Source organism: Virgibacillus salexigens (assembly GCF_014905415.1).
GTDB lineage: Bacteria > Bacillota > Bacilli > Bacillales > Amphibacillaceae > Virgibacillus > Virgibacillus salexigens.
Genome location: NZ_BNEO01000001.1, coordinates 692,935 through 718,549 on the forward strand (window position 1 = coordinate 692,935; position 25,615 = coordinate 718,549).

20 protein-coding genes are annotated in these 25,615 nt (G+C 39.6%); all 20 read right to left on the reverse strand.

What is annotated here, in order from left to right; translation table 11 throughout:
* Nucleotides 1-52: 52 nt before the first annotated feature.
* Nucleotides 53-2,326, reverse strand: a complete 2,274-nt coding sequence (locus JKP73_RS03195; protein ID WP_200410903.1) for a glycoside hydrolase family 84 protein — start codon at nucleotides 2,324-2,326, stop codon at nucleotides 53-55.
* Between the two features lie 88 nt (nucleotides 2,327-2,414).
* A complete protein-coding gene (locus JKP73_RS03200; RefSeq protein WP_021289512.1) occupies nucleotides 2,415-3,614 on the reverse strand; it encodes an MFS transporter in 1,200 nt (399 codons plus the stop codon).
* 7 nt (nucleotides 3,615-3,621) lie between these two features.
* Nucleotides 3,622-4,053, reverse strand: a complete 432-nt coding sequence (locus JKP73_RS03205; protein ID WP_021289513.1) for a MarR family winged helix-turn-helix transcriptional regulator — start codon at nucleotides 4,051-4,053, stop codon at nucleotides 3,622-3,624.
* Nucleotides 4,054-4,297: 244 nt separating this feature from the next.
* Complete coding sequence (locus tag JKP73_RS03210) at nucleotides 4,298-5,323, reverse strand: C40 family peptidase (protein WP_038244877.1); 1,026 nt, start codon at nucleotides 5,321-5,323, stop codon at nucleotides 4,298-4,300.
* A gap of 45 nt (nucleotides 5,324-5,368) precedes the next feature.
* Nucleotides 5,369-6,439, reverse strand: a complete 1,071-nt coding sequence (locus JKP73_RS03215; protein ID WP_200410904.1) for a dipeptide epimerase — start codon at nucleotides 6,437-6,439, stop codon at nucleotides 5,369-5,371.
* Nucleotides 6,440-6,520: 81 nt separating this feature from the next.
* Nucleotides 6,521-7,681, reverse strand: a complete 1,161-nt coding sequence (locus JKP73_RS03220) for a DUF819 family protein (RefSeq protein WP_200410905.1) — start codon at nucleotides 7,679-7,681, stop codon at nucleotides 6,521-6,523.
* Between the two features lie 204 nt (nucleotides 7,682-7,885).
* Nucleotides 7,886-8,209 (reverse strand): DUF3870 domain-containing protein, encoded by a 324-nt coding sequence (locus tag JKP73_RS03225; RefSeq protein ID WP_200410906.1) that lies wholly within the window; start codon nucleotides 8,207-8,209, stop codon nucleotides 7,886-7,888.
* Nucleotides 8,210-8,437: 228 nt separating this feature from the next.
* A complete protein-coding gene (locus JKP73_RS03230; protein WP_200410907.1) occupies nucleotides 8,438-9,166 on the reverse strand; it encodes an HAD-IA family hydrolase in 729 nt (242 codons plus the stop codon).
* 351 nt (nucleotides 9,167-9,517) lie between these two features.
* A complete protein-coding gene (nhaC, locus tag JKP73_RS03235) occupies nucleotides 9,518-10,975 on the reverse strand; it encodes a Na+/H+ antiporter NhaC (protein ID WP_021289519.1) in 1,458 nt (485 codons plus the stop codon).
* 134 nt (nucleotides 10,976-11,109) lie between these two features.
* Nucleotides 11,110-11,760, reverse strand: a complete 651-nt coding sequence (locus JKP73_RS03240; RefSeq protein ID WP_200410908.1) for a GNAT family N-acetyltransferase — start codon at nucleotides 11,758-11,760, stop codon at nucleotides 11,110-11,112.
* 74 nt (nucleotides 11,761-11,834) lie between these two features.
* Nucleotides 11,835-13,253: an NAD-dependent succinate-semialdehyde dehydrogenase gene (locus JKP73_RS03245; protein ID WP_234447045.1), complete on the reverse strand. Its 1,419-nt coding sequence runs from the start codon at nucleotides 13,251-13,253 to the stop codon at nucleotides 11,835-11,837.
* Between the two features lie 51 nt (nucleotides 13,254-13,304).
* Nucleotides 13,305-14,414 (reverse strand): C45 family autoproteolytic acyltransferase/hydrolase, encoded by a 1,110-nt coding sequence (locus JKP73_RS03250; RefSeq protein ID WP_021289522.1) that lies wholly within the window; start codon nucleotides 14,412-14,414, stop codon nucleotides 13,305-13,307.
* 32 nt (nucleotides 14,415-14,446) lie between these two features.
* Nucleotides 14,447-15,808 carry an aminotransferase family protein gene (locus JKP73_RS03255; RefSeq protein WP_021289523.1) on the reverse strand — a complete coding sequence of 454 codons (1,362 nt, stop codon included), beginning with the start codon at nucleotides 15,806-15,808 and terminating at the stop codon, nucleotides 14,447-14,449.
* A 1,022-nt stretch (nucleotides 15,809-16,830) separates the two neighbouring features.
* The gene (locus JKP73_RS23465) at nucleotides 16,831-17,700 is read right to left on the reverse strand and encodes an amidohydrolase (protein WP_308436477.1); all 870 of its coding nucleotides are present in this window, start codon (nucleotides 17,698-17,700) and stop codon (nucleotides 16,831-16,833) included.
* A gap of 17 nt (nucleotides 17,701-17,717) precedes the next feature.
* Nucleotides 17,718-18,476, reverse strand: coding sequence for an amidohydrolase (locus JKP73_RS23470; RefSeq protein WP_308436478.1), 759 nt, complete (start codon nucleotides 18,474-18,476; stop codon nucleotides 17,718-17,720).
* Nucleotides 18,477-19,645: 1,169 nt separating this feature from the next.
* Entirely contained in the window at nucleotides 19,646-20,722 is a 1,077-nt protein-coding gene (locus JKP73_RS03265; RefSeq protein WP_021289528.1) for an ABC transporter substrate-binding protein, read from the reverse strand.
* 310 nt (nucleotides 20,723-21,032) lie between these two features.
* Nucleotides 21,033-22,562: a GNAT family N-acetyltransferase gene (locus JKP73_RS03270; RefSeq protein ID WP_438874662.1), complete on the reverse strand. Its 1,530-nt coding sequence runs from the start codon at nucleotides 22,560-22,562 to the stop codon at nucleotides 21,033-21,035.
* A gap of 59 nt (nucleotides 22,563-22,621) precedes the next feature.
* Nucleotides 22,622-23,905 carry an NAD(P)/FAD-dependent oxidoreductase gene (locus JKP73_RS03275; RefSeq protein WP_051739013.1) on the reverse strand — a complete coding sequence of 428 codons (1,284 nt, stop codon included), beginning with the start codon at nucleotides 23,903-23,905 and terminating at the stop codon, nucleotides 22,622-22,624.
* Nucleotides 23,906-23,950: 45 nt separating this feature from the next.
* Entirely contained in the window at nucleotides 23,951-24,802 is an 852-nt protein-coding gene (locus JKP73_RS03280; RefSeq protein WP_038242562.1) for an ABC transporter permease, read from the reverse strand.
* 1 nt (nucleotide 24,803) lies between these two features.
* Nucleotides 24,804-25,598, reverse strand: a complete 795-nt coding sequence (locus tag JKP73_RS03285) for an ABC transporter permease (protein WP_038242552.1) — start codon at nucleotides 25,596-25,598, stop codon at nucleotides 24,804-24,806.
* Nucleotides 25,599-25,615: the final 17 nt, after the last annotated feature.

Genomic DNA, 25,615 nt, shown 5'->3' on the forward strand with positions numbered 1-25,615 from the left:
AAGAGGTGCAGTCCTTGTTTAAAAAGGGACTGCACCTCTCTTTAGCAACAACCTATTTCGGTATCGTAATCATCACTCGATCATCCTTAATCTCAACTTCAGCTCCCATTAATGCATTTTCCCTTAACCAGTCACTCCCATGGATACTAAGAACATAACCGTTATCAGGGATGTCTGAATTATTTCCACCCCTTTTTACCACTTCTCCATCTACAACCGTTACCTCATAACCGTATATATTCGTGCCTGTAGTATCACCATGGTCGGGTGTATATTGGATTAATTGATTAGCACCACGACTTTGATTCACACCATCTAATGGTCTTGAAAGAACATATTCCCCATACAATGCTTGGATTAGAAATGGATCAAATACAAACTCTCCCATTTTTTGAGGAATTTCTTCCAATCTATCTAACAATGATTGTAATTTTTCTCGGTGCTTCGCTGCCTCTTCCTCATTGCCTTCTCTCTCATTTAAAAGTAGATGTACTGCCTCCACACCTGCTTCTCCATACAATGCTAGTTTATCTAAATAGGGACTAATTTCTCCTAAGAATTGCTGATTATTGAGATGATTTCTTAGGTTTTCAGGTGTTGTTTGCAGCTTCTGAAACTCATGTATCAATGTGCTCGCTACTTTACTTATATCTCCGTCTGATTCGTAGACATCCCAAAACCGTTTAATAAGCGGTTTAATCGTAAGTGATTCCTTATCACTAAGGCGAGAGGAATAAGCATTCTCGGCGAAAGTCTTCACATAAGCAGCAGCATCCCCTCCGAAATCCTGAACACTGTTTTCCCAAGATGTCTCTGGGTCATAATGATACGGATTCCACGTATAATCAGCGATCGTATATAGTGGTATTTTGGATGCTTCCGCTTCATTCATCGGATTTGCGATTAATCCAGTGACACCATTTTCTGTTAGATCGCTATCTCTATTAACTAGTGGTCCTAGAAATAAGCGATTACGATCAAAATCATTTACTGGATAGTTGTCCCATAGTAATAGCTCATGACCAAAAATTTCAGATACTTGGCTTGCCCCTTCAGATGTAATTGATTCAGATACAACATTTGGGCCTGTCCACATAACAACAATATCTTCATTCGTTAATGCAGCGAATCGTTCCCTGTACGTATTTGTGTGTGTACCGGCATAATCTGTTGGCACCGTTATTAACGCATTGGCACCTTCATGTGTATCAATAAACGCTTCTTCAAAACGATTTAATAAATAAGCTTGAGCAGCTGCAGTTGGATTCGGGTCATCACCGAACATTTCCTTATCCTGATCACAGTGAAGTTCATAACTAATATCATCTAAAAAAATAGCATAGGAACGAACACCTAAATCCCATACCGTTTCCATTTTATTCATAAGCAATTCAAAATCTTCGTCTCCAGAGTAGCATACGGTATTTCCTGGAGATAAGGAAAAGGTAAAATCAACATGATTTTCCTTCGATTGATCCACCAATTCTTGTAGTTCCTTCAACTTCTCTTCTGGATAAGGTTCACGCCAATCTTCTCGATGGTATGGGTCATCCTTCGGAGCATAAATATAAGAATTCAACTTGTTATCTCCATAAAATTCAATTTGACTCAAACGATCTTCATGAGACCATGGAGGTCCATAAAATCCTTCAATGGACCCACGTAACGGCATTTCCGGCCAGTCAATAATTGCTACACTAGGAACCCAATTTCTCCCTGGCCGCTCTTGGATAAGCTGTTCAAATGTTTGTGTTGCATAATACGTGCCTGTTTTGTCTTTCCCTGCTAACACCATTAATTTCTTATCTGCATTTGTAGCAAGGACATAACCGTCATCCTTTATGGTTGTTGGTTGTTTCATATCCAAGTTTTTCAGTATTTGACTCGAGTTTTCATTTTCAGAAGGTCCACCAAGAAAAATGGTTGTTGGTGTATGTGGCTTGTCTCCTATATGTTCTTTTATCACAATACGCTTCACATCATTATTTTTTAATGTTTTCTTCAAATGCTGTAATGCTTTTTCATCTGTATCGTCCCCAACTACGATTCCCACAACCGGCGTCAATGGAAAGCCATTACCTGTTACCTGTAGATGCTGTGGCTTCGGGTTAACGGTTATTTCACTTTCTTCTTCAGCTTGAACAACATTTGACTTGTTAAGCATCATCGACGCGACAACGAACATCATCAGTACAAACATCATCAACCAGTTTTTCCATACACTAGCACTTCTACTTTTCGAATGAGAATACAATTCATCACCTTCCCCCAATATTAAAACGCTTTCATTTATGCTAGCACTCTCTTTATTCTCCTGTCTATGCATCCATGGTTTGATTTTTTACAATTTTCAACATATTATTTCTAAACAATAAGAGACGCCCATGAAGGCGTCTCCCCTGATAAGATAGATCTTACTCCCTTGCAGCTGCAGTATGTGCTTGCAACAGTCCTTTATCCTTTCTACCATGCGCAAAGTAATAGACCATCAAGCCTACGATCACTAGTCCAGTAAGCGTCACATACATTCCCCTGTATCCAGATATCGGAACTAAATAACCTAATACAAAAGGACCAACACCTAAACCAAGGTCCAAACCGATAAAATACGTGGAATTTGCCAATCCCATGCGATGCTTCGGTGTTACTTTTATAGCAAGGGCTTGCGCCGTTGATTGGAAATTACCATAACCAAGCCCTATAATTGCTGCAGCGAGTAGTAGAGCCCAACCTGTTGTTGCCTGACTAAGAACAAGCATTCCAATTGCAAATAAAAGGAGTCCAGGATATGCTACACTGTTTCCTCCCTTACGATCCATTAATGGTCCAGTGATTGGACGTGTTAACAGGATAATAACAGCATATACAAGGAAATAAAAACTACCCGCCTCGACCAAATCGATATCTGCAGCATAACCAGTAATAAATGATAGAATACCAGAATACGCAAAAGCTGCAACAAACATGGCAATGGAAACCGGTAATGCATTTAATTCAAAGAAATTAGACAGCTTGAACCCTTTACTTTCTGTTTCCACAGGTTCTTGCACCATTGGTACTTTCACCATAAGTCCAAGTAGAAAGCTGATAACCGCCATTACGAGTGAAAACACAAAGATACTTGAATACCCACTGGAGGCAACAAGTGCCACGCCAATCAATGGTCCAATTGCTGTTGCTAATACAACACTCATACTGAAATAACCAATTCCCTCCCCATTTCTAGTTGGAGGAATGACCTGTGCAACAATTGTACCTGTTGCCGTTGTCGCCATTCCTAAGCAAATACCTTGTAACAGCCGGAGGATAATTAGTGGGTAGATGCCTATTGGAAAAAAATAAAAAAAGGTCAAAAAAAGAAAAAGCGAACTCCCAATAATTAAGATTTTCTTACTTCCAGTTTCCTGAATCTTTTTCCCCGAAAATAATCGACCAATTAATGAACCAATAACAAAAATACTAGCAACCAATCCACCCAAACTCACAGAAGCGCCATACGTTTCCATAGAGTAGGTTGCCATCGTTACTAATAATAAATACATCGATAGCATTAAAACAAAGTTAACAATCGATACAAACACAAAATCTTTCGTCCATAATTTTTCTTTTGTCAAAAACAGTTCATCCTTTCCGATAATCTGAAATCTTACCTGAAATATGATTTAACAGACGAGCAGCTGCTACTTGTTCTTCTTCAGGTATGTCTTCTAATAAGTACTGTTGAAATTGGCTAATCTTCGCTTGAATTTGATCACAACGTTCCAGTCCTTTCTCTGTTAATTGGATCAACTTCGTTCGTTTATCCGCCCCAGAAATAGACTGAAGATAGTCAAGTTCGATTAAACGTTGCACCATTTTAGTCGTCGTTGGCTTCTCCACTTTCTGATAACTAGCTATATCACTAAGCGTTTGCTCTCCATTGTGTAAAATGAAGTGCATAATCCGCCATTGTGAACTATATAATTGAAATTCTGCCAACTCTTGATTTAATTGGTTTACATACGGTCGATAAGTTAAGTTGTATTCATGAAAAAACTGCTTATAAGGTTTCATTCTTTACCACCTTTACACATTTAATTAGTTAGGCAAACTAACTAACGAATTCTATTATACATAGTAGTTTTGGAAATGTCTATAGCATGGTCGACGTAAATATAAAAAACCCCTCAGCTTCTGCCAAGGGGACGTTCATGCTTCGCTCAGTTCACCGTTCTATTGACTAACCTCATGTAAGAGCAAATATCTTCTTCATCTGCGCGCGTTAAAACAGCTATTACAAAAAAGGGAGTGTCATTGATTATTCTTCAATGTACCTACGAATACCAGAAAGCTCTTCATAATACCCCTCTGTTGTCACTGGTATGATCTCTACATCTTTTTTCGAGTTTGGTGAATGGATCATCATGCCATCGCCAGCATACATGGCAACGTGATGCACACTCCCCTTGCCTTGATCATGAGCAAAAAATAACAGGTCTCCAGGCTGCATATCTTCATACGCTACAGGTTCACCATGTGTTGCTTGGACACTGGAATCACGCGGAATCGTAATTCCATGAGATTGATACATCGTAAAGGTAAATCCAGAACAGTCAAATCCGAAGCCACTCATGCCTGCCCATAAATAATGCAAGCCTAAGAATTGCTTCCCCGTCTCTACCAATGCTTGTCCAGTCGGTGTCGGGATGGCTTCTTGAGATTCAAAGGTTTTCGCATCTGCTTTCTTCACCCACGCATGGCTTCCATTTGGCAGCATCACCCGATATGCATGCTTGGTTTCTCCTAGATAGGGTAAGCGTGTATTGTAGCTGACCTCCATACCCTGATGTCGGAATGATGGGGTATGATATAAATGACTAGTCGGTGCATCTACCATGACAAATGCGTCATCTGCTTCATATGCAAATCTTTTTGAATACGTCAACTGTGAAACTGGCATCCATCCACTATAACCTAATTCCTCTTTCGGCGTAGGTTGTCCATCAACAGCAACCTTTACCCAGTCCCCTTCTTTTTCTAAAATAGTAACCTTATTTCCATACAGTGCCTGGGTCTCCAACATCCCATCACCAGACAGCTGCAATTCTTGTTCATACGTCATATTTTCTTTCCATTTCCAAATATCAACCGGATTACTAGCCGACGGCTGATCGACTTCCCGCAAAATATTCGGACCAGTCCAAAGGGTGGCGACTGCGACTTCCACATAAGCAGTCTCCCCTTCTTCCGCTTCAAATGCTTTCTCCAAAGACTTGTCTGCAGCATGAGATTCAACTGGGCTAACGAGTAAACACCCAATTAGTGCTAAGCCTACTATTTTCATCCACTTGATCAACATCGAACATCCTCCTTCTCTGATTCTTTGATTCTATTTTTCTGATTCATTCACTGCACCAATACCGGCACTGGATGATAGATAAAGCTTCTCTCCTTGATAGTCAATCACTTCTGCTTCCTCTACCAGCCATAATGGTGCATCTAAGTCGTAATAAATGACATTCGGATGTGCAGCAGCAAAATGTGCTGCTGCTCCAACGGAAAAGCTGGATTCCATCATGCTTCCTATCATGCATGGCATGCGGTGGACCATTGCTAAATTAGCGATACTTAGCGCATTTTGAATCCCACCACATTTCATTAATTTAATATTTAAAAGATCGGCGTAATGGCCACTGACAATTGTAAATGCATCCTGTGGAGAAAAGACGCTCTCATCTGCCATGATTGGTGTATGCACATGATCGGTAACAAATTTCAATCCATCCAGATCCTTTGCTTTTACCGGCTGTTCAATAAACTCGATTCCCGCACCGATTTTCTCCATCTTTTGGATTAATTGGACTGCCTGCTTGGGCTGCCAGCCTTGGTTCGCATCAAGCCTAAGCAACACATCAGCAGGGATCGCTTCTCTTATCGCAGTAATCCGTGTAATATCGAGCTCCGGCTTAGCACCAACTTTAATTTTTAAACGGGAATAACCAGCTTCCACCCATTTCTTCGCATCAGCTGCCATCTTCGCTGGGTCATCCACCCCAACGGTCATGGATGTATAAATTGGTTGATGATCCCCTAACAATTGATATAGAGGAATAGCCAGCCATTTGCTGTATGCATCATAAAGTGCCATATCTGCGGCTGCCTTTGCACTCGTATTTCCGACGCAACTATTTTGAATTGCGGTAAGCAACGTTTGGAAATGACGAATATCTTGATGAAAGAGCGCCGTTTTAATCGGTCCTTCAAGTGCAGCCTGAATACTCTGCGCCGAATCACCAGTTATCACCCAAGTCGGTGCTGCTTCTCCTTTCCCAATCACGCCATTCGCTAAATGAATCGTTACGGTAATACTTTCAATTTCCGTTGCCGTTCGCAATGCTGTTTTGAACGGCGTATGCAGCGGAATCTCTCGGTATGAAACCTTTATATCCTCTATAAGCAACACGATTTCCTCCTTCTTCCAACCTCGTAATATAGGAATCCACACTTTTATATCTAAAAATCTATTGTCATCTTATGCTCATTAAAGTATTTCGAGAATTTTTCCTACAAACATCCCAAAATACGTACCAAGGAAAGAACCGATCAATGCCATTACAACACCGACTGGAATTAAGCTCCGGCTATAAGCAGCTGCAAGCATTGGTGCTGATGCCATTCCCCCAATATTAGCTAAGCTGGCAATCCCCAGGGTGAATAAATCGTATTTGAACAACTTTCCTAGTAACAGCATAATGACTAAGTGAATCAACATAATTAGGAATCCAGAAATTAAATAAATTGGCGCTTGGGCAATTTGTGAAAAATCGGATTGCGAAGCGATTAAGGCTACGATGATATACAACATCACGTTCGAAACATCTAATGCCCCCGGAATTCTAGACACCCGTGTTTGTCCAAGAATCAACCCTACAACAGAAGCAATTAGAATCGTCCAGGTTGTTGAACTGAACACATCCCCTAATGCTGGTAAATGATCTCCTGCTAACGTTGCGAGTGCAGAGACAAGTAGACCAATTCCAAGTAAGTACATCATATGCTTGAATTCCGTGCCTTGCACATCATTCACGTTGTCAGCATCCTCTGCCAATCCACTGTCCATAATTGTCGTATCTGCTTTCGTCCAACGATTAAATGCACCAGCGAACGGAACCAGCCAGAACATGAACATGACCCACACAGCATAATTAATCGTATCCATCATTAACACATAACCAAAAATATTCTCTGGAACCTGTAGTATGTCTTGCAAAGCAACCATATTGGCACTTCCACCCGTCCAGCTGCCTGCAAGTGCACCAAATGCGCGCCATGTATCCGCTGCATAGAAGTGATTAAATATAAGATATACAATGGCAAAACCAAGAATAATACTGATTACCGCAACAAAATAGCCACCGAGCATGCGCGGTCCAAGTTTGATGATACTGCGAATATCACATTTCAATAGCATAATCATTAGCATCGCTGGAAGCAGCGCATTCTTCACACTCGAATATGCAGGTGCTGTTGCTTCATTATCAAATAATCCAATTGTTTGTAAAAAGGCAGCCCCAATATAAATTAGTACAATACCTGGAATGAATTTAAAAAAGCGTTTCGAGCTAAATTTATTCTCTATTCCTACCATCAATGCTGCTAACGCTACTAAGACGGCAATATAAACAAAACCATCTGTAATCATGTTGTTTCCCCCTTTATATCAATCAACCTGTCTTACGATTTCTAATCTATTTCATGATTGGAACGAAGCCTCTCCCCCTTTATATATAAAAAGTACTCGCGTATGCTGCAGCTGTAGAATCCCTTATCACACAATCTTAATTATTTTCTGAACAAATAAAAATCCAACCTAACAAGTCATTGTCAGGCTGGATTTCGACTAGGTTTATGTAGTCAAAGCACCTTTTGCTTGGTTATATTTATATTTCGCGTCTTGATAGGCGACGACCAACGCTTTTTGTGATGAACCATGATATCGCTTGCGAATTGCTTCCTCGATTAACGAATCATCAATCTTCCTTCCAATAAATAAGGATTTGACAAATTGATTCGTTAATTGAATTGTTGAAGAACACTCACAATCGACAATGTCATCGGTGGTCGCATCAATTACCAGTGCCAGAAAAAATTGATTGTACTTTTTCGTAATTGGGTTATTCTGTGGTGCCTTGGCATCCCCAATTACATAGATGGAGCTGTCATTATACAATGAAAGAATCCCCTTTAGGATGCTGCAGATAATATAAGGGAACTACAAGGGAAACTTGCAGTGACTTATACCATGCATACGCTTTCTATTAAATATAGTAACATTATAATATTTTTGAAAATTTACGTCAAATACTCTCAGCAAATTACTTAATTAGATAACTATACCCGCACATAGCTCCATATAGTATGACATGAGAAGTTTTATCTAATATAAACATGCATTAGGTTAATTAGCACGCTGGAACATAGCGATAAGATCATCTAGTGAATGAAGCGTTAGATCGAATTGATCGTTAGGAAGCGGAGTTTCCGTATATTCACGTGGCAAATAAACGGTAAGGAAGCCATGAGTAGCTGCAGCACGTAAATCCCAAGGATGCGCAGAAATAAACAGCGTATGAGCTGGATCGATCCCTAGTAAATCAATGGGCAGTTGATATGCTTCAGGTGTTGGCTTGTACGTTTGCGCAAGTTGAGTTGAAAGTAGGACATGCCAACGTAAAGCGCCGCGAGAACATACCTCCGTGATCTGTGTTAAGCTTGCGTTTGTTAACCCCACTGTTTTAACTAAATTTCCTAGTTCACTTAGCTGCCTTACCGCTTCTGGCCATGGTGTAAAGTACCTTCCAACATTGACTAGGTGTTCGAAGTTGTCACGCGTTAATGAAATTTCTTGTTCTTCCAAAACAGTGGATAGTACTTGGCGTCGAATATCATCTTGAAGCATAAAAGGAACTTCTCCTTTTATAATTTTATCTTGAAACGATTGTTGTCTCTTTTCCCATGTATTGACCACTTCCTGCGCTCGTTCTTCATCAAATCCACTGCTTAAAAACACGCGTGTTATTTCCTGATTAGTGGTACCAACATAGTCCACAAGCGTTCCAACAATATCGAATATGATTGTATTCACATTATTAAAGGTAGTTTTTTGATTAACGTTATTGATGTCCATCGAAGCATTCCTCCCTCTTTATAAACAAATATTTAAGGAAATTCCGTGTTAACATTAATGATAGCGTTCGAAAAATGTTAATCTTGTTTATCGTGTCCAACAAAAAACAAAAATAATCCCTCATTAGTTCACAAGACCTGTTGAGGGATTATTCCTAATATAGCTCCTTCCCCCTTGATGGGGTTGGTCTATTGTTACCATTGAATGTTCCAGCATGGAACGGATTTCACTCTTCTATGAACTTTTGTCATTTGCCTGCCACCTATGCATGATTTTCAAACCAATGATTCTGTAATTTATAGCCTAAGAATCATGCCTTTTTATACTACTAAAGCAGTTATCAACCCCAAATCACTTAACATTCTGACTTTTTTCTGTTTGTATATCTGCATCGCTTTTAAAATCCACATGCTGAACAGGGTCTGATATATTTGTCAAATATGCTAGTTTGAAATTCGTATAACCATATATCACTGCAATCATTGGACTGATTATATTTAAAAAAGCATACGGAGCATAACTGAATGCGGAAACACCTAACGTAGCAAACATAAACACCCCACACGTATTCCAAGGAACGAGCGGTGAAGTCATGGTACCTGCATCCTCCAATGTTCTCGATAGGTTTTTAGGGTGAAGATTCCTATCTTTATATACCTTCGAATACATCCTTCCTGGAATGATGATAGATAAATATTGATCACAAGCAACAACGTTCGCTGAAATACAAGTCGCAACTGTGGAAGCAATTAAACTTCCTGTTGATTTGGCAATCGAAATGATGGCTTCTACAATTACTTCCAAGCAGCCGGATTTTTCTAATAAACCACCAAACGATAGAGCGATGATAATTAATGTAATAGTATACATCATACTTTCAATCCCGCCATTATTAAGTAGATTATCTACTACTTCGATTCCGACATCTTGTGAAAACCCATAGTACATAACACTTAAAGCATTGCCCGGATCCATTCCCTGAAATAGAATAGCAAATGCCACTCCCAACAAAGAACCGATTGTAAGACCTGGAATTGCCGGCATCTTAAATAACATCATAACGATTACTGCTGCAGGCGGTATAAGCAGCCACGGTGAAATCTCGAATATTCCGCTTAACTGATCTTGTAATGCTTGTACTTGTGCAATACTTGATTGCGTTTCTGAAAATTGAAGGCCTAAAAACGTATAAATGACTAATGCAATCACTAATGCTGGAATCGTCGTATACATCATATGTTTGATATGTTCGAATAACTCCGCTCCTGTAATACCAGGCGCCATATTCGTTGTTTCTGAAAGCGGCGATACTTTATCTCCGAAATATACCCCAGATATAACGGCCCCTGCAACCATTGGTAAATCAACGCCCAGCCCTTGGCCAATCCCCATAATTGCTATACCTATCGTTCCTGCGGCTGTCCATGCATTTCCAGATGCTAAAGCTACAACACAGGAAATTATACATGCAGATGCTAAAAAATAACTCGGTGATAACAGGTCCATACCATAGTAAATCATTGTAGGAACTATACCAGCTGCTATCCATGAACCTATGATCGTCCCAATTATTAATAAAATGACAACCGCTTGTAGAGACAGTCTAATCGTATCTAAAAAACTACTCTCCAATTCTTGCCAAGAATAACCTAAACAAAGGGCAACAATTGCAGCAACAATTCCACTAAACAACAGAGGTATATGAGGATCAAGCTCAAGTATAGATATACCTACGTAAAGCGCAATTATCATGAAGATAATCGGAATCATAGCCACCTTTAATGATGGTCTTTTACCCGTTTTCTTCAAACTAACCCATCCTCCCTCTATTTTTATACTATTGTCCGATCTGTAATTTCACTTGTTATTTTATACTCCTTACAATTTTAAAAAATTGTCTTTTCAGTTAATTATATTTCGTTTGAAACTCATCTTCTTTTTATTTACTTTTCCACGTAGTCGGGATTACTCCATTCCATCGTTGTTGCATACTTCAGTGATTCATGATCATCGGGCAAGTAGTTTGCGACCACCTCATGTAATACAAACCCTTTCTTGGATTGAAAGGTAAGAACAGGATCATATAATTCACCATGAATTACTTTTAATGCATAATCTTTCGCAGACATTTGCTCTGCATATTTATAGTAAAAAGGAATCCGCCCTCCAATGAAGATACTTTTTAGATTAAATTCTTTACAAATGGCTCTTCGGGCATCATACAAACGTTGACCAATTTTCATCCCTCTATAATCAGGGTGAACGCCAACTTCAATTCCATACAGATGTACCCCATGCGGATTATGATTACGAATATACCCTTCATCAGATAATACTTTATAGGAATGGTCCTCATCATAGTCATGGTAGTTAATAATTAAGCTCGATGCATTCCCGACAATTTCACCTTCGTATTCAATACAAATTTGACCTTCAGGAAAAACCTCCAATTGACTTGCAAAATGCTCCCTTTGGAGTGATATATCTGGACCGAAGCACTTATTCGATAATGCTGCGATCTCCTCCAAATCCTCATATCTTATGTTACGAACAATTAATCGCTCATCACGTTCCGTTACTTCTGCCTCATACATGGTTCGACTTCCTCTCTTTTAATTAATTATTATTTCGTGATAGCAGATTCTTCCCATATCTCTAGAAACCACATTCATTTTTCAGCAGTACGAATGGATACAAATTTTTCTTCCATAAACTCATAAAGTCCTGATGTACCACCTTCCCTGCCAATTCCACTCTCTTTCATTCCTCCAAAAGGTGCATGCGGAACAATTGGTGCTGGGTCGTTAATTCCAACCATTCCATAGTCAAGCTGGTGCATCATCCGTATACTGCGACTTAAATCATTCGTGAAACAGTAGCTCATTAGCCCATATGGGGTATTGTTCGCTCGATCGATCACTTCATTTTCTGTACGAAAAGTAAATATCGGTGCAACTGGGCCAAATGTTTCTTCTTTTGCAATTTTCATATCGTCCGTTGTGTCAGCAAGTACTGTCGGCGCATAAAAATACCCCTTTGTCCCTTTAATCCGCGATCCACCTGTCACTACGCTTGCCCCTGACTCCGTAGCTTTTGTTACTTGATCTTCCACTTTTTCTAATGCTGCAGCATTTATCAATGGACCCATTTCTATATCTTCTTCCATACCATTACCAACTTTCAGTGTATGAACTTCTCTTGCAAGACGATTGCTGAATTCATCCTTTATGGACTCCTGTACGTAAATTCGATTTGTGCTGATACACGTCTGACCAGCATTCTTAAACTTTGTACCGATCACTGAGGCAACAGCATCATCTAAATTAGCATCTTCAAATACAATAAATGGTGCATGGCCTCCTAATTCCATGGATACTTTTTGAACATTCTCTGCAGCGTTACGCATTAATAGCTTTCCGACCTTTGTTGAACCTGTAAATGTAATCTTTTTTACTATTGAATTACTTGTCATTTCACTTCCAATGGAATCCGCGTCTCCAATAACTAGATTCGCAACTCCTTGCGGCAAACCACCACGTTCAAAACACTTGAATACTTCCATTGCACATGCTGGAGTTGATGGGGCTGGCTTCAAAACAGCAGTACATCCTGCAGCCAATGCTGGTCCTAACTTTCGAGTAATCATGGATACCGGGAAATTCCAAGGTGTAATGGCACCAATAACGCCAACAGGCTGACGCAGGACCATTAATTGTTTTTTCGTGTCAAGCGCTGGAAGCACATCCCCATATACGCGTTTCGCCTCTTCTCCATACCATTCGAGGTAAGCAGCGGCGGAAGCCACTTCACGCCGAGCATCAGTAATCGGCTTTCCCATTTCCTTCGTAATGGTCTCTGCGATCTGAGATTGCACTTTCATTATTTCATTGGCAATTTTCACAAGAATTTTACCTCGGTCATTTCCTGACAACATGCGCCATGATTTAAAAGCATGGTGGGCAGATTGAATCGCCTCTTCCGCTTCTTTTTGCCCACCTACATATACTTCACCCACTTCTTCTTCTGTTGCTGGGTTAATAATAACTTCTTTTTGACTCGTCTCTATCCATTTACCGTTGATATACACCTGACAAATCCTCCTTTATAAAAATAAAAACGATAGTCGAACATCTATAATTTAAACCTGTTTCTCTTTCTCGCGTTTTACCGTATATTTTTGAAAGGGATGGTCTACAGGCATCCCATCACAAATATAAATACGATTCTTCGTTAAATTCATGACAATACCAAAAATTGTCTCCATCCGTCGATGTACCGGAGCCTGCTTGTTTACAAAGTGATTGATCGAGTTTGGTGCATTAAATGTATCGCTAAGCCATATTTTAAACGTTTCTTCTGTAATCTCTGTTTTATTTTGAATCGCTTGAGCAAGCAGCTGCTCCGCTCTACGCTTTCTAATTTCAGAATCACTGTAACGTAAATTATTTCCTTCTCCTACCTGCATTTGGATCTCTTGGGAACATATATGATTGGTGTGTACCCCATGGGATGCTTCTTTATTTGTAATCGCTATTCCAAAGGGAGATACCTCAACATGAAAGGTCATGCCATGATGTGCACCTTCACTATAACCAATCATAAAGTTCGCCGCCGAAGCCATTTGACCTTCTTGGATTTTCCCCATTGCTTCATGAAGGGAAGCAGAATCCAAAATCGAGCGAAGACCTAAGTGAATTGGCACCCCATCAGACTTCTTGCTGGAATGAAGTGCATTTAGTCCAACACCAACTGCGTGTTCATTACAACCAATCTTTCCAATAATGCCACCTTCTGTAACCATAAGGATATTCGGTCTATCTTTCCTCTCGATATTCATCATCAGCAAACTGTCTTTTTGCGTAGCTTTCCAGTCCCAATTTTGCCCGATAATCGTATCGGCAGTTAGTGGACTGCTCGTGCAAATACTTGTACAGCCATCGCTAAATGACGTATGAGCATCGCCAGTAAGTGCAATTTCGCTCCGTGCATTTAGAGCCAAAATATCTTCAAATGCAAGCCCAGACCCTTCAGCAACCCCTTCTATTTCATCAAGCAAAACGGAATCAAAGGCTTCGATTGCGGGAACATGAATCAGCGCACGCTCTCTTACCGTCTTCCAATCAATACCCTGGTACTCATAAAAAAGCCGTTCATACGTTTCCATACTTTTATCGATTTCTTTCTTACCTTGCTCACCATGCTGACGCCCGATTTCCTTCGCAGTCCCCTCAAGATTCAATATTTTCATTATTTACACCCTATTCTATTAAACTAGTTTTTTTACACAGAAAAGTTGGTAAGCGCATCGTCCATAATTGCGACCATACTTTCCACCTCTGACTTACTAATAACTAGAGGAGGCGCCAATGCAATAATTGATTTTCCATCGGCCATTCCGAGTGCTCGTAAAATCAAATGATGTTGAAAACAATCTTCTACATATTGAAGGCCTGCTTTCTTCTCAGCCGCAAAACGTTTGCCAGACGCACTGTTTTCAAAGAGTTCAAATGCTCCCATTAAACCTTTATTACGACAAAGACCTACCGTTTCGTGTTTGTCGTTCAAATAAGCAAGCCCATCATTCAGTACTTTTTCCATTGCTTTCACATGTTTTACAAGATTCATTTCTTCCATAATTTCCATGTTTCGAATACCGACTGCACAAGCCATGGGGTGCCCACTATACGTAAATCCATGAGCCATTACGTTTCCGAATGTGTTGATAACTTCTTTTACGTTGTCATGAATCATCACAGCACCTAATTGTGCATATCCGCTTGTAATCCCTTTAGCAAGTGACATTAGGTCAGGAACCACGTTCCAATGATCTACCGCAAATTTCTCACCCGTCCGACAGAAGCCATTAATAACTTCATCTGCAATTAACAAAATATCAAACTCATCACACAAATCTCGCAGCGCCTTCATATATCCTTCCGGTGGCATATATACCCCGCCGGATCCTTGAATCGGTTCTATAATCAGTCCAGCAATGGTTTCTGCTCCTTCTGTTTCAATGAGATGGCGAGCTGATTTTTCAAAATCAGGATGAGCGCGCTCCCCTTTTTCACATTCTGTTAAATGTGGGGTTGCATGAAGCACATCTACCATTTCAGTACCAGCAAACCGATGGAATCCAGCGATTTTTGTCGCCGTTCCAGCACCAATCGTTACCCCATGGTACCCATTTACAAAGGAAATGAATTTCGTTTTCTTCGGCTGATCTTTTATCTGATAATATAAACGGGCTAATTTGAAGGCGGTATCATTAGATTCCGACCCGCCAGAAGTATAAAACGCCGTATTCAATCCATCTGGAGACCAGTCCGCTAGCTTTTTTGTCAAACGAATAGCTGGTTCATTCGAATAACCGGCAAAAGAGGAGGCAAACGCAATTTTCTCCATTTGTGATTGAGCTGCTTTGCCCAATTCTTTGTTGCCGTGCCCTAAATTTACATTCCACAACATAGAGATGCCGTCAATAAATGATTCACCTTCTGTATTTCTTACATGAATGCCATTCCCGCTTTCAAAAACCATTTTCGGAACCTGCCCCGGAATACTTGTTGGATGCAGATAATGTTGAACGTCCATTTGTTCCAGCTCTTCAGTTAGCTTGCTTTTAACAGGTGCATGTTTCATATATAATTCCTCCATTTCTTTTATGAAAATCAGTCCTTCAACCATATACATGCAAATGTCATGCCAACATTTATGAAATGTTCATCCACCATATTTAAAACGCTTTCAAAACAAGATTATACATTTTGTTTTTTTATGCTTTTGCATTTCACTATTTATTTTTCTAAAATCATAAGCTTTATATTCTATGCATTTCTGCATAATCTATACATACACGCATACTAAATAAACTATTCTCAATAACCAAAAGACCAAAACCTATACAATCCAAATTTCCATGGATATTTATAAATGAAAAAACATAGGACCAAACATATGAATCGATATTTCTCAGAACAAAGGCGCAAGCGCCCGTTTAGCGACGTACGAACTGCGCCCTGCCAAGCAGGGTGGGTCGGCATTGCCACGCAAAGTGGCGAAATTAGCCGATCATCCTACCGTAGGAGATAAAGGAATCATGCCCCTTCATAGGGGTATGCCGACGTTGGGTGCAAAGCCCGATTTAGTCGGACATCATTCAACTCAATCAATGATGACTTTCGCCACGGGTCCACATTTTATACTTTCTTACCTCAAATTATGCATTTTAGCATAACTCACTAGAACTAGTCTCTTTAAGTACAATATTCCACTATATGGAAATTATACTTCTTTACTTTTATCCTGTCGTTTTATCGAAATGTCGTCTCTACCCTAAAATAAATAGAACAGCCGCTAAACACTAAGCATCTTGTAACGACCCGTCGAATAAAAAGACACCCTAAAAACACGGATGCCATTGTGGGAGCCAATATAATCCCGGCTCCTTTTATTGTCAAAACTAATTGATAGTATGTTGCCGATTTTTGAAGTTACTGAATACTCTAGGATCTTCCGTGTGAAATAACCCGTCAAAGCCATTTCAGGAAATAGAACCAGTTCTGCCTTCTTTTCCTTCGTTTATTGGATAAAATCAAGCATCTTATTGAAATTCTCTTGTTTATCACATAAAGCCGGTTCGATTTGCGTCAAAAGGATTTTTGTCAATTTGGTTTCCCCTTCCCTTCATCTTCAAATACAACCTTTCCGTCCATAACGGTTAATTTCACCTTGGTCTCTCTGATTTCTTCTACAGGCACATCAAACAAATTTCGATCGAGTACAATAACGTCGGCCAATTTTCCTTTTTCGAGTGTACCCAACTCATTTTCACAGAATCCCCCATAAGCGGAGCCTAATGTATAATTCCGTAACGCCTCAGCCAAGGTGATTTTTTCATTGGGATTCCAGCCTCCCGCCGGATTCCCGTCATTATGAACCCGGGTAACCGCACGGTAAATCTCCGTCATCGGTTCAAGCCCAACAACAGGGAAGTCCGTACCAAACGCCATTCGTGCCCCTCTATCTTGCAATGTCCGAATGGGCCATGTCAAATGTTCACGTTTTTTTCCTAGTCGAACAAGATAGTCATTATCTTTGAATTTTTCAGCCGCTGCCATATGTTCCGGCTGCATGGAAGCGATGATACCTAGTTCTGAAAAACGATCAATATCCTCGGGATGAATGACTTCAATATGCTCTATCGTATGACGAGAATCCCGTACTCCATTGGCTTTCTGCGCTTCTTCAAAGATATCCAATCCCAATCGGACAGCACCGTCACCGCAAGCATGAAAACGGATACGAAAGCCTTCATTATCGGCATCTAGCGCCCATTCTTTCACACGGTCAATCGGAATAAGCGTATCGCCCTGCGTATCCGGCCGGTCTGAATAAGGATCCACAAGATAAGCAGTGTACGTGGTTGGCACTCCGTCCAGAAATTGTTTTAAACCCGAAAACATGAGCTTATCCGATTTGAATTTCTCTCTTAACATCTTGGGTCGTTCCAAATCACCATTTAACGCCGTCAAAAATTGAATGCGAGTCGTTAATTTATCTTTTTTTCAAACTCATGATAAGAATCAAGATCCCCTAGTTCAAGATTTGGAAGCGGCAGCATGTCACTCACTGTTGTAATCCCTAACCTCGACGCACGATCCAAAAACTTTTGAATTAATTCAGTTTGTCGTTCCCTTGGAATGGTACTGAATGCCATGTGTGCCAATCCCATTGCTGTCTCAGATAAAAACCCTGTCGGTCCCCCATTCTCATCTCGTGCAATCTCACCAAATGGCGGATCAGGTGTGTTCCTATCAATACCTGCGAACTCAAGGGCTTTACTATTTAACCATGCCCCGTGACATTCGGCATTAAATAGGAAGACAGGACGATCCGGGATCAGCTGGTCAAGTGTAGAACGATGCGGCAATTTTTTTTCATCCCAAAACACATGATACCACCTAAAACCAATCACCCACGGATCATTCGGTCGACTGTCCGCAAAGGTTTTAACCATTTCCGCCGTTTCTTGTTCTGACTTTGCATCTATCAACCAAACACTGTCCTGCGATAAACTTCCAAGGAACAGATGAAGGTGGAAATCTTGAAAACCAGGCATGATAAGCTGATTCTCATAAACATTGACTTTTGTATTGGGACCAATGTATGATTTAACTTCTTCTTCTGAACCCACCGCAATGATGTGCTTATCTTTAATTGCGACGGAGCCGGAAAACGTAGTATCCTCCAAACCTGTAAATAGGGCATGACTGGACAATACCAAATCAGCTTGTTTAAAAATACTCATAGCTATGGCCATTCCTTTCACTTCGCTTAAGGCACGAAACACTATGAAATAGTACTTGCGCTGAGCGATTTTTCACAATAGCTTTGGGGCGGTATTCCGTTTTTCGAAAAAAATATTCAGTTACATTTCTTCTAAATATAGAACTCCACGTTACAGCATAATCATTGTTAGTATCACCGCATTATCCGCCTTAATGGCAAGATAAAACTATCCGCAAGTTCTTCACCAGAAGTAATACTTCTAATCCTAGAACCTCCAACTTTTCAGAATACTTCTTTTTATTATATTATTACTCAACTTTCGCATTAAAAAACAAGATAACCTCCGTATATGACAAGGCCTTAAAGCAATAAGATACTATCTTTGATATTAGGGTTCTTTAACGTTAGTTAACCGCTGAAAAGGCTATCCTAATAATAGAACAAATCTTTCTAAACACCGCAGATTGAATATACTTCGCTTTCCGTAGGCGAGTGTCGAGACTCCTCGGACTGCCGTCCTGCGGGTCTCGCCGATCTCTTACTTCCCACTGGAGTCTACATATTTTCAATCTGCTAATACTAGTAGTTATTGTCATTATCAGCAACGAATTCTTTTCAGTGACATAGTTGGATTTCTTACAAAAAGCATATCAAATGTTGTTAAGCCAATGATTTGATGTTTTAAAAAAACTTGTTGATTTCATTATTCATTTAGCGAGCAAAGCACATGCGATGTTGAACCACTTCATTAGCTTCCTGGAACGAAAGGTGACTGACTCCTACGGGAAAAGCACGTGTCTGAAAACCCCGCAATGAGCGGTCTTTGCGAGTGAGGAGGCTAAAGCCGTGCCCGCGGAAAGCATGTCACCTTTCGTGGAAGGCAGCGGTGTTAGGAACACCCTCCTATCTAACGCTTGTCAAATATCATAACAAGTTTCATATAAAGTGAATCTTCAATCAGTGGGGGTTTTCTTTTATCCCCCTCTGATTGTTAGTACCGCAAGGGTATGACCTAAAGGCCTCTGAACAAAATCGGACATTTACTGGCAGTCGGATTCCCCACTTATCTTCCTTAATTTCACCTCGTAGGATTGAAGTGGGGGGCTTACTGCCAGTTACATGCGGGATAAACCTTATCATACCAATAGTTGCAGGATTATTTTTAACTGCGAAAGTTAAGTTGTTTATTCATTCTACTTTAATATTTTTATATAGTTGATTCATTTTCGCTAATTCATCTGGCTCTAAATATTCAAAGAAAACCGCTTTTTCCGGGATCTCTGGGTAAGAGGCATGATTACTTTTCTCTTCTTCGCTCATTAAATCTTTAGCTGCAGCATTTGGATTACTGCTCGGAATAGCATCTGTCAGTTTTTTACTCACTTCTGCTTCCAGCATATAGTTAATAAATACTTCCGCTGTATATTTATTTTTCGATGTTTTAGGGATTACAAAGTTATCCATCCACAACATCCCACCCTCTTCTGGAAGTACATAATCCAAATTATTATTTTCTTCCATAGCAGTACCTGCCTGATCTGAATAGACTTGTGATATCCATACTTCTTCATTAACCAGTTTTCCTGCTGGCGTTGAATCATAAGCGAGTATATTTTGTTTAATTTTCAAAAGACTTTTCTTTGCCTCACTTAACGTTTCTTCTGTTGGCTGGTTAATATCATAGTAGTGTTTCTGTAATGCCATCGATATCCCCTCACGCGGAGTTTCCTGAATAGTTACGTGATTTTTATACTTCGGATTCCAAAGATCATCCCAACTTGTCGGTGTTTCTACTTTTTCTTTATTGTAAACAATCCCGATGCTTCCATATAAATATGGAACGGAATATTTATTCCCAGGGTCAAACGAAGGATCCCGAAATTCCTCTTCAATGTTTTCAAGATTCGGAATGTTTTCCAAGTTCAACTCCTGCAGCATACCCTCTTGGATCATTTGCTGTACGAAATAATCGGTCGGCACAACAATATCATAGGCAACTGTCCCACTACTTAGTTTTGTTATCATTTCCTGATTCGATGAGTATGTGTCATAAACCACCTTCACACCATACTCTTTTTCAAAGTCTTTGAGAATTTCCGGATCAATATTCTCGCCCCAGTTAAAGAAATATAACTCTTCAGACAATGCTTGCTCCCCTGAACTATTATTTTGTTTTGCCTTCGTAGTATCATCATTAGAATCACTGCAAGCAGTTAATAAAACAAGGAAAAAGACTAAACCGACTGCTAATCTTAAGTGTTTCATAAATATACCTCACTCCTCATAATCCTCATAATCGATAATCTGAAACAATCTTTTATTTATTCCTTGTTATAACCCAGTTTAGCTTTTTGAAAATAACGGTTAATTAACTGGTTCATCTATGGGTCAAGCAGCTTTCCCCAGCCTGTTTTTTCATTTTTTCTTTTGCATAATAATGTCGGGATTATTCTTTATGCTGTATCAAGTTAATGAAAACCTCAGTTATATATTTATAGCCTGTACTCTTCGGAAATGAGCCTGTCCGGAATAAAGATTCAGAAAAGTCCTCGTTATATCTACTTACATCTATTCTTTAGTAAATCGTTGTACGTCTATCTTTCAAAGGGGTGACGGTACCAACCTCACGATTCCGGCGGATGAGTTCCAAATCCAGTTCACCATAAATCGTCATTTCCACATTAAAATCTGATTCAGTAACCACACCGTTATGTCCAAAACCTAAGTCAGACGGGGAGAAAATACTCGATTGCGTGTATTGTGCATTCATGCGATACACCCTAGATAAATGTCCGGTCATACCAGTGGTGACGGTATATACTTGATTTTCAATAGCACGTGCCTGAGCACAGCAGCGAATACGCGCATACCCTTGCTGATCTTCAACTGTATAAGGAGTAAATAAAATGTCCGCTCCATTTTCTACTACTTTTCGTGCTAGTTCTGGAAAGAGAATATCATACCCGATTAGGATCGCAATTTTTCCGCAATCTGTATCAAATACGTCCATCGTACTACCTGGCTTAATACCCCACCATTTTCGCTCGTCAGCTGTAATATGCAGCTTATATTGTTTATCAATTTTTCCGTTTCGATGAAATAAGAAAGATACATTATAAATAGAATCGGTTTCTTCGATAAAGTGAGAACCTGCAATAATATTTATACTGTAACGTATAGCAAGATCCGAAAAAAGTTTCACATATGCCTCTGTATATCTGGTCAAGCTTCGAATTTGTTTACTTGGGACCTTCTCTCCCAAGAAAGACAATAGCTGAAGAGTCAATGCTTCTGGAAGCACCGCAAAGTCTGAGCGCTTTTTAGAAGCAAGGCTAATGAAATACTCACACTGCGAAGCAAATTCTTCAAAATACTGCATGTTCCTTAATCCATATTGTATCATGGAGATCCTTACCGGCATGGCATGTTGATAATACTGACGGTCTGCTGGGACATGATCGATGTTTTTCCACTCCAGTATCGTCGCATACTTTAATGAAGCTTCATCCTCTAACAAATAATTCGCTTTCACCCCTCTGATTTCAAATCCATTCATTAATTGAAAAATTAACACTGGATCGTAAATCTGCTGGTCCCTCACTTGTTCAACATATTCTTCAGCAGTCAGTACATCTGCATATTTGTGGTAATTGGGAATCCTTCCACCGAAGATAATACTTTTCAGATTTAATTTTTTGCATAGCTTCCGTCGTTCCTTATAAAGACGCCTTCCGATTTTCAAGTGTCTGAAGTCAGGATGCACCACCACATCAATCCCATACAAATGATTTCCATTCGGGTTATGATTTGTAATATACCCTCCTCCAGAAATATCATCTATTGAATGATCATCCCCATAATCTTCGTAATTAACAATAAGGCTCGAGCTCGATCCAATAATTTGGCCGTTATATAAAACGCATACCTGTCCCTCAGGGAAAATTCGAATATGACTTTCATAGTGCTTTTTTTCAAACGCGATGTCGGGATTATCGAATCCGATTTGAGCAATCCGTACAATTTCATCAATATCCTGTGATTCTATTTCACGGATAACTATCTTTTTTTCAAAAGTCGAAACATCTATTTTCGTTTCCGTCATCATCTCATGTCCCTTCTTACTATCTGTGAATTTTTAACTTTACATTTATTAGGCCTTAAATTCTAACCAAAAAACCGATCTTGAAACTGTTTGTAAAACTTCATTACTCCAACTGCTTTGGAATGTTGGTTGTGGAATGGGATAGACCGCAATTTTTTAATACGAAGTGGGTTGTCCGGATCTCCTTCCTCCAAAATATCTTCCGCCATTGTCTTCCCTAGTAAAGAGGCCATTGCAGCACCATGCCCCCCATAACCAAATGCAAAATGTGCTCCATCCTTTAATTGGCCAATACAAGGAAGCATGTTCTGCGTGAATCCTACTTTTCCTCCCCACCGATATTCGATACGTGTTCCCTTTAATTGTGGGAAAACGCTCAACATCCCTTCTAAAAGATTTTCATAAATTCGGTTTTGATCGCGTTTACTTGATGCTCTTCCTGAACCGCCAAACGCCAAACGATTGTCCCCGGTCCTTCGGAAATAATAAAGAAGGTTCTTTGTATCCGAGACCGCACGATTATTTTTAATTAGCGCTTCTACTACATCTTCTGGAAGAGACTCGGTTGCTATCATAATACTTTCCACCGGAACAACGGATTTTTTAACTATTTTGTTTAAATCACCAGAATAGGCATTTGTAGCAATCACTAGATTATCCGCAATCACTTTGCCTTTGTCGGTCCGAACAATGAATTTGTTTTTTGAATTTCTTTTTACACCTGTAGCTTCTGAGCGTTCGTATATTTTCGCACCCAGTTTTTCAGCTGCCTTTGCCAAACCTAATGTGTAGTTAAGTGGATGAAAATGAGCACTTTTATAATCAACACGCCCTCCGGAATAGAAAGAAGTTTCCAGTTCATTCTTTATCTCATTCTTTTCTACAATATCAATCCCATAATAATTCAGTTTACTAGCCATAAATTCTTGATCTTTTTTCATAGACTCTAAATGTGATGGTTTATATGCTGCCAAAAAGTCTCCATTCCGCTTAAAATCACAAGAAATATCATGTTTATTAATAATATTTTCAATCAGATCGATCGAGTCTAACGAAAGCTGCCACATCTTTTTCGCTGCATGTAATCCTTTTTTCTCCGTCCAATATTCCATAGATCCAAGATAACCAGTCAGTACTTCTCCTCCATTCCTGCCGCTTGCTCCGCATCCAACTTTTCCCTGTTCAAGAACAATTGTGCTGCATTGTTTTTCTTGTAAGTGATAGGCTGTGGAGAGTCCTGTAAAACCGCCGCCAATAATGACCACATCACAACACTCCTCTCCTTCCAATAGCGAACGATTCATACTGTTATTCGCTGTACCTTCCCACATTGATAATAGATCCATACTTTCACCTTCTATTTAAAATTATGTTTATTTAACATTCCATTCCTATAATAAAGAGCTATCATCATCAGATGATGTAAACTTGATTAATACCACAATAGATAATAGAACCAAAATCATTAATAAGAGTGAAATCGCAGAACCTAGCTGCCAGTTCATCTCTACTAAAAATGCATCACGAATCACATTTCCAATCATCAATAAACGTCCGCCGGTCAATAAATCGGTTACGACAAAAACACTGATAGCCGGTACAAAGGTAATAATTGTTCCTGTAAGCACACCTGGAAACGTCAGCGGCAACGTCACAGTCAGAAATGTTTTGACGGGATTCGCACCTAAATCTTCAGCCGCTTCTAAATATGTTTTATCTAACTGTTCGATAGAAGCATAGATAGGAAGAATCATAAACGGCAGAAAGCCGTACACTAATCCTACAATGATGGCAAATGGTGTATAAAGCATCGTAATTGGTTCGTCAATAATACCGATCTTAAGAAGTAAATTATTAATAACACCTTGGTTATTCATTAATATAATCCAGGAATAAAGCCGGATCAGCAAATTTGTCCAAAATGGCACCATTACTAGCAACAACAAAAAGTTTTTCCATTTCCCTGCATGAGCGATAAAATAAGCAAATGGATAAGCAATAATTCCGCAAATAACTGTTGCAATCACAGACCACCAAAGAGACTGCCAAATCGCCTTTGCATATAAAGAACTAAATGCTAAACGATACGCTTCCATGCTGAATTCATAAAGGATGCCACCAAATCCAAGATTCGTGGTAAAACTAATTACAGTAATCATTCCAACTGGAACGACTAAAAAGACAAGAAGCCAAACTAAAGATGGAGATAACATCAAATATGCTGTTCTAATGTTACGTATCATATCAAATCCCTCCCTGCTGTTTATTCATCCTGTTCATTCTCCAGCCAACGATTACAATGACAAGTACGACCGCTAAAATCAGAATGGTAGATAAAGCATTAATTTCCGGGGATACCCCTCGCCGTACCATCGAATAGACAAGAACAGGTAGCGTATTAGAACCTGGTCCCGTCGTGAAAAATGCAACAACAAATTCGTCTAGGGAAATAGTAAATGCCAACAAAGCGCCTGCTAGAATTCCAGGATAAATTAACGGAAACGTAACTTTCCAAAATGTATGCCACTCATTAGCCCCAAGGTCTTTAGCTGCCTCTTCTAGTGCTTTATCTAAGCCAGCTAACCTCGCTAAGAGCACGAGAATAACAAATGAGGTCGCGAACACAACATGACCGGGGATTACAGTAGCTAGACCTAATTTAACGTTCAGAAAACTATATAGTACTAACAGAGCAACCGCTAAGACAATATCAGGTATAACAACTGGAATATAGAAAACGAAACCAACCGTTCTCTTTCCCGGAAATCCATATCGATGGAGAGTAAGAGCGGCTAATGTTCCCAGTACTGTGGAAATAACAGTCGTCACTATTGCGATAAACAAACTATTAAATGCTGCATCGATAATTTGCGAATTTGAAAATAATCGAATATACCAATCAAACGTAAATCCTGTCCATACCGTCCCTATCTTAGAGTCATTAAATGAAAAAACCATTAAGACAAGGATAGGTATATAAAAGAAAGCAAAAACGAGTATAGTAAAGACAAATAATGTTTTCTTCGTACCTTCTCTCATATTTGCACCTGCCTTCA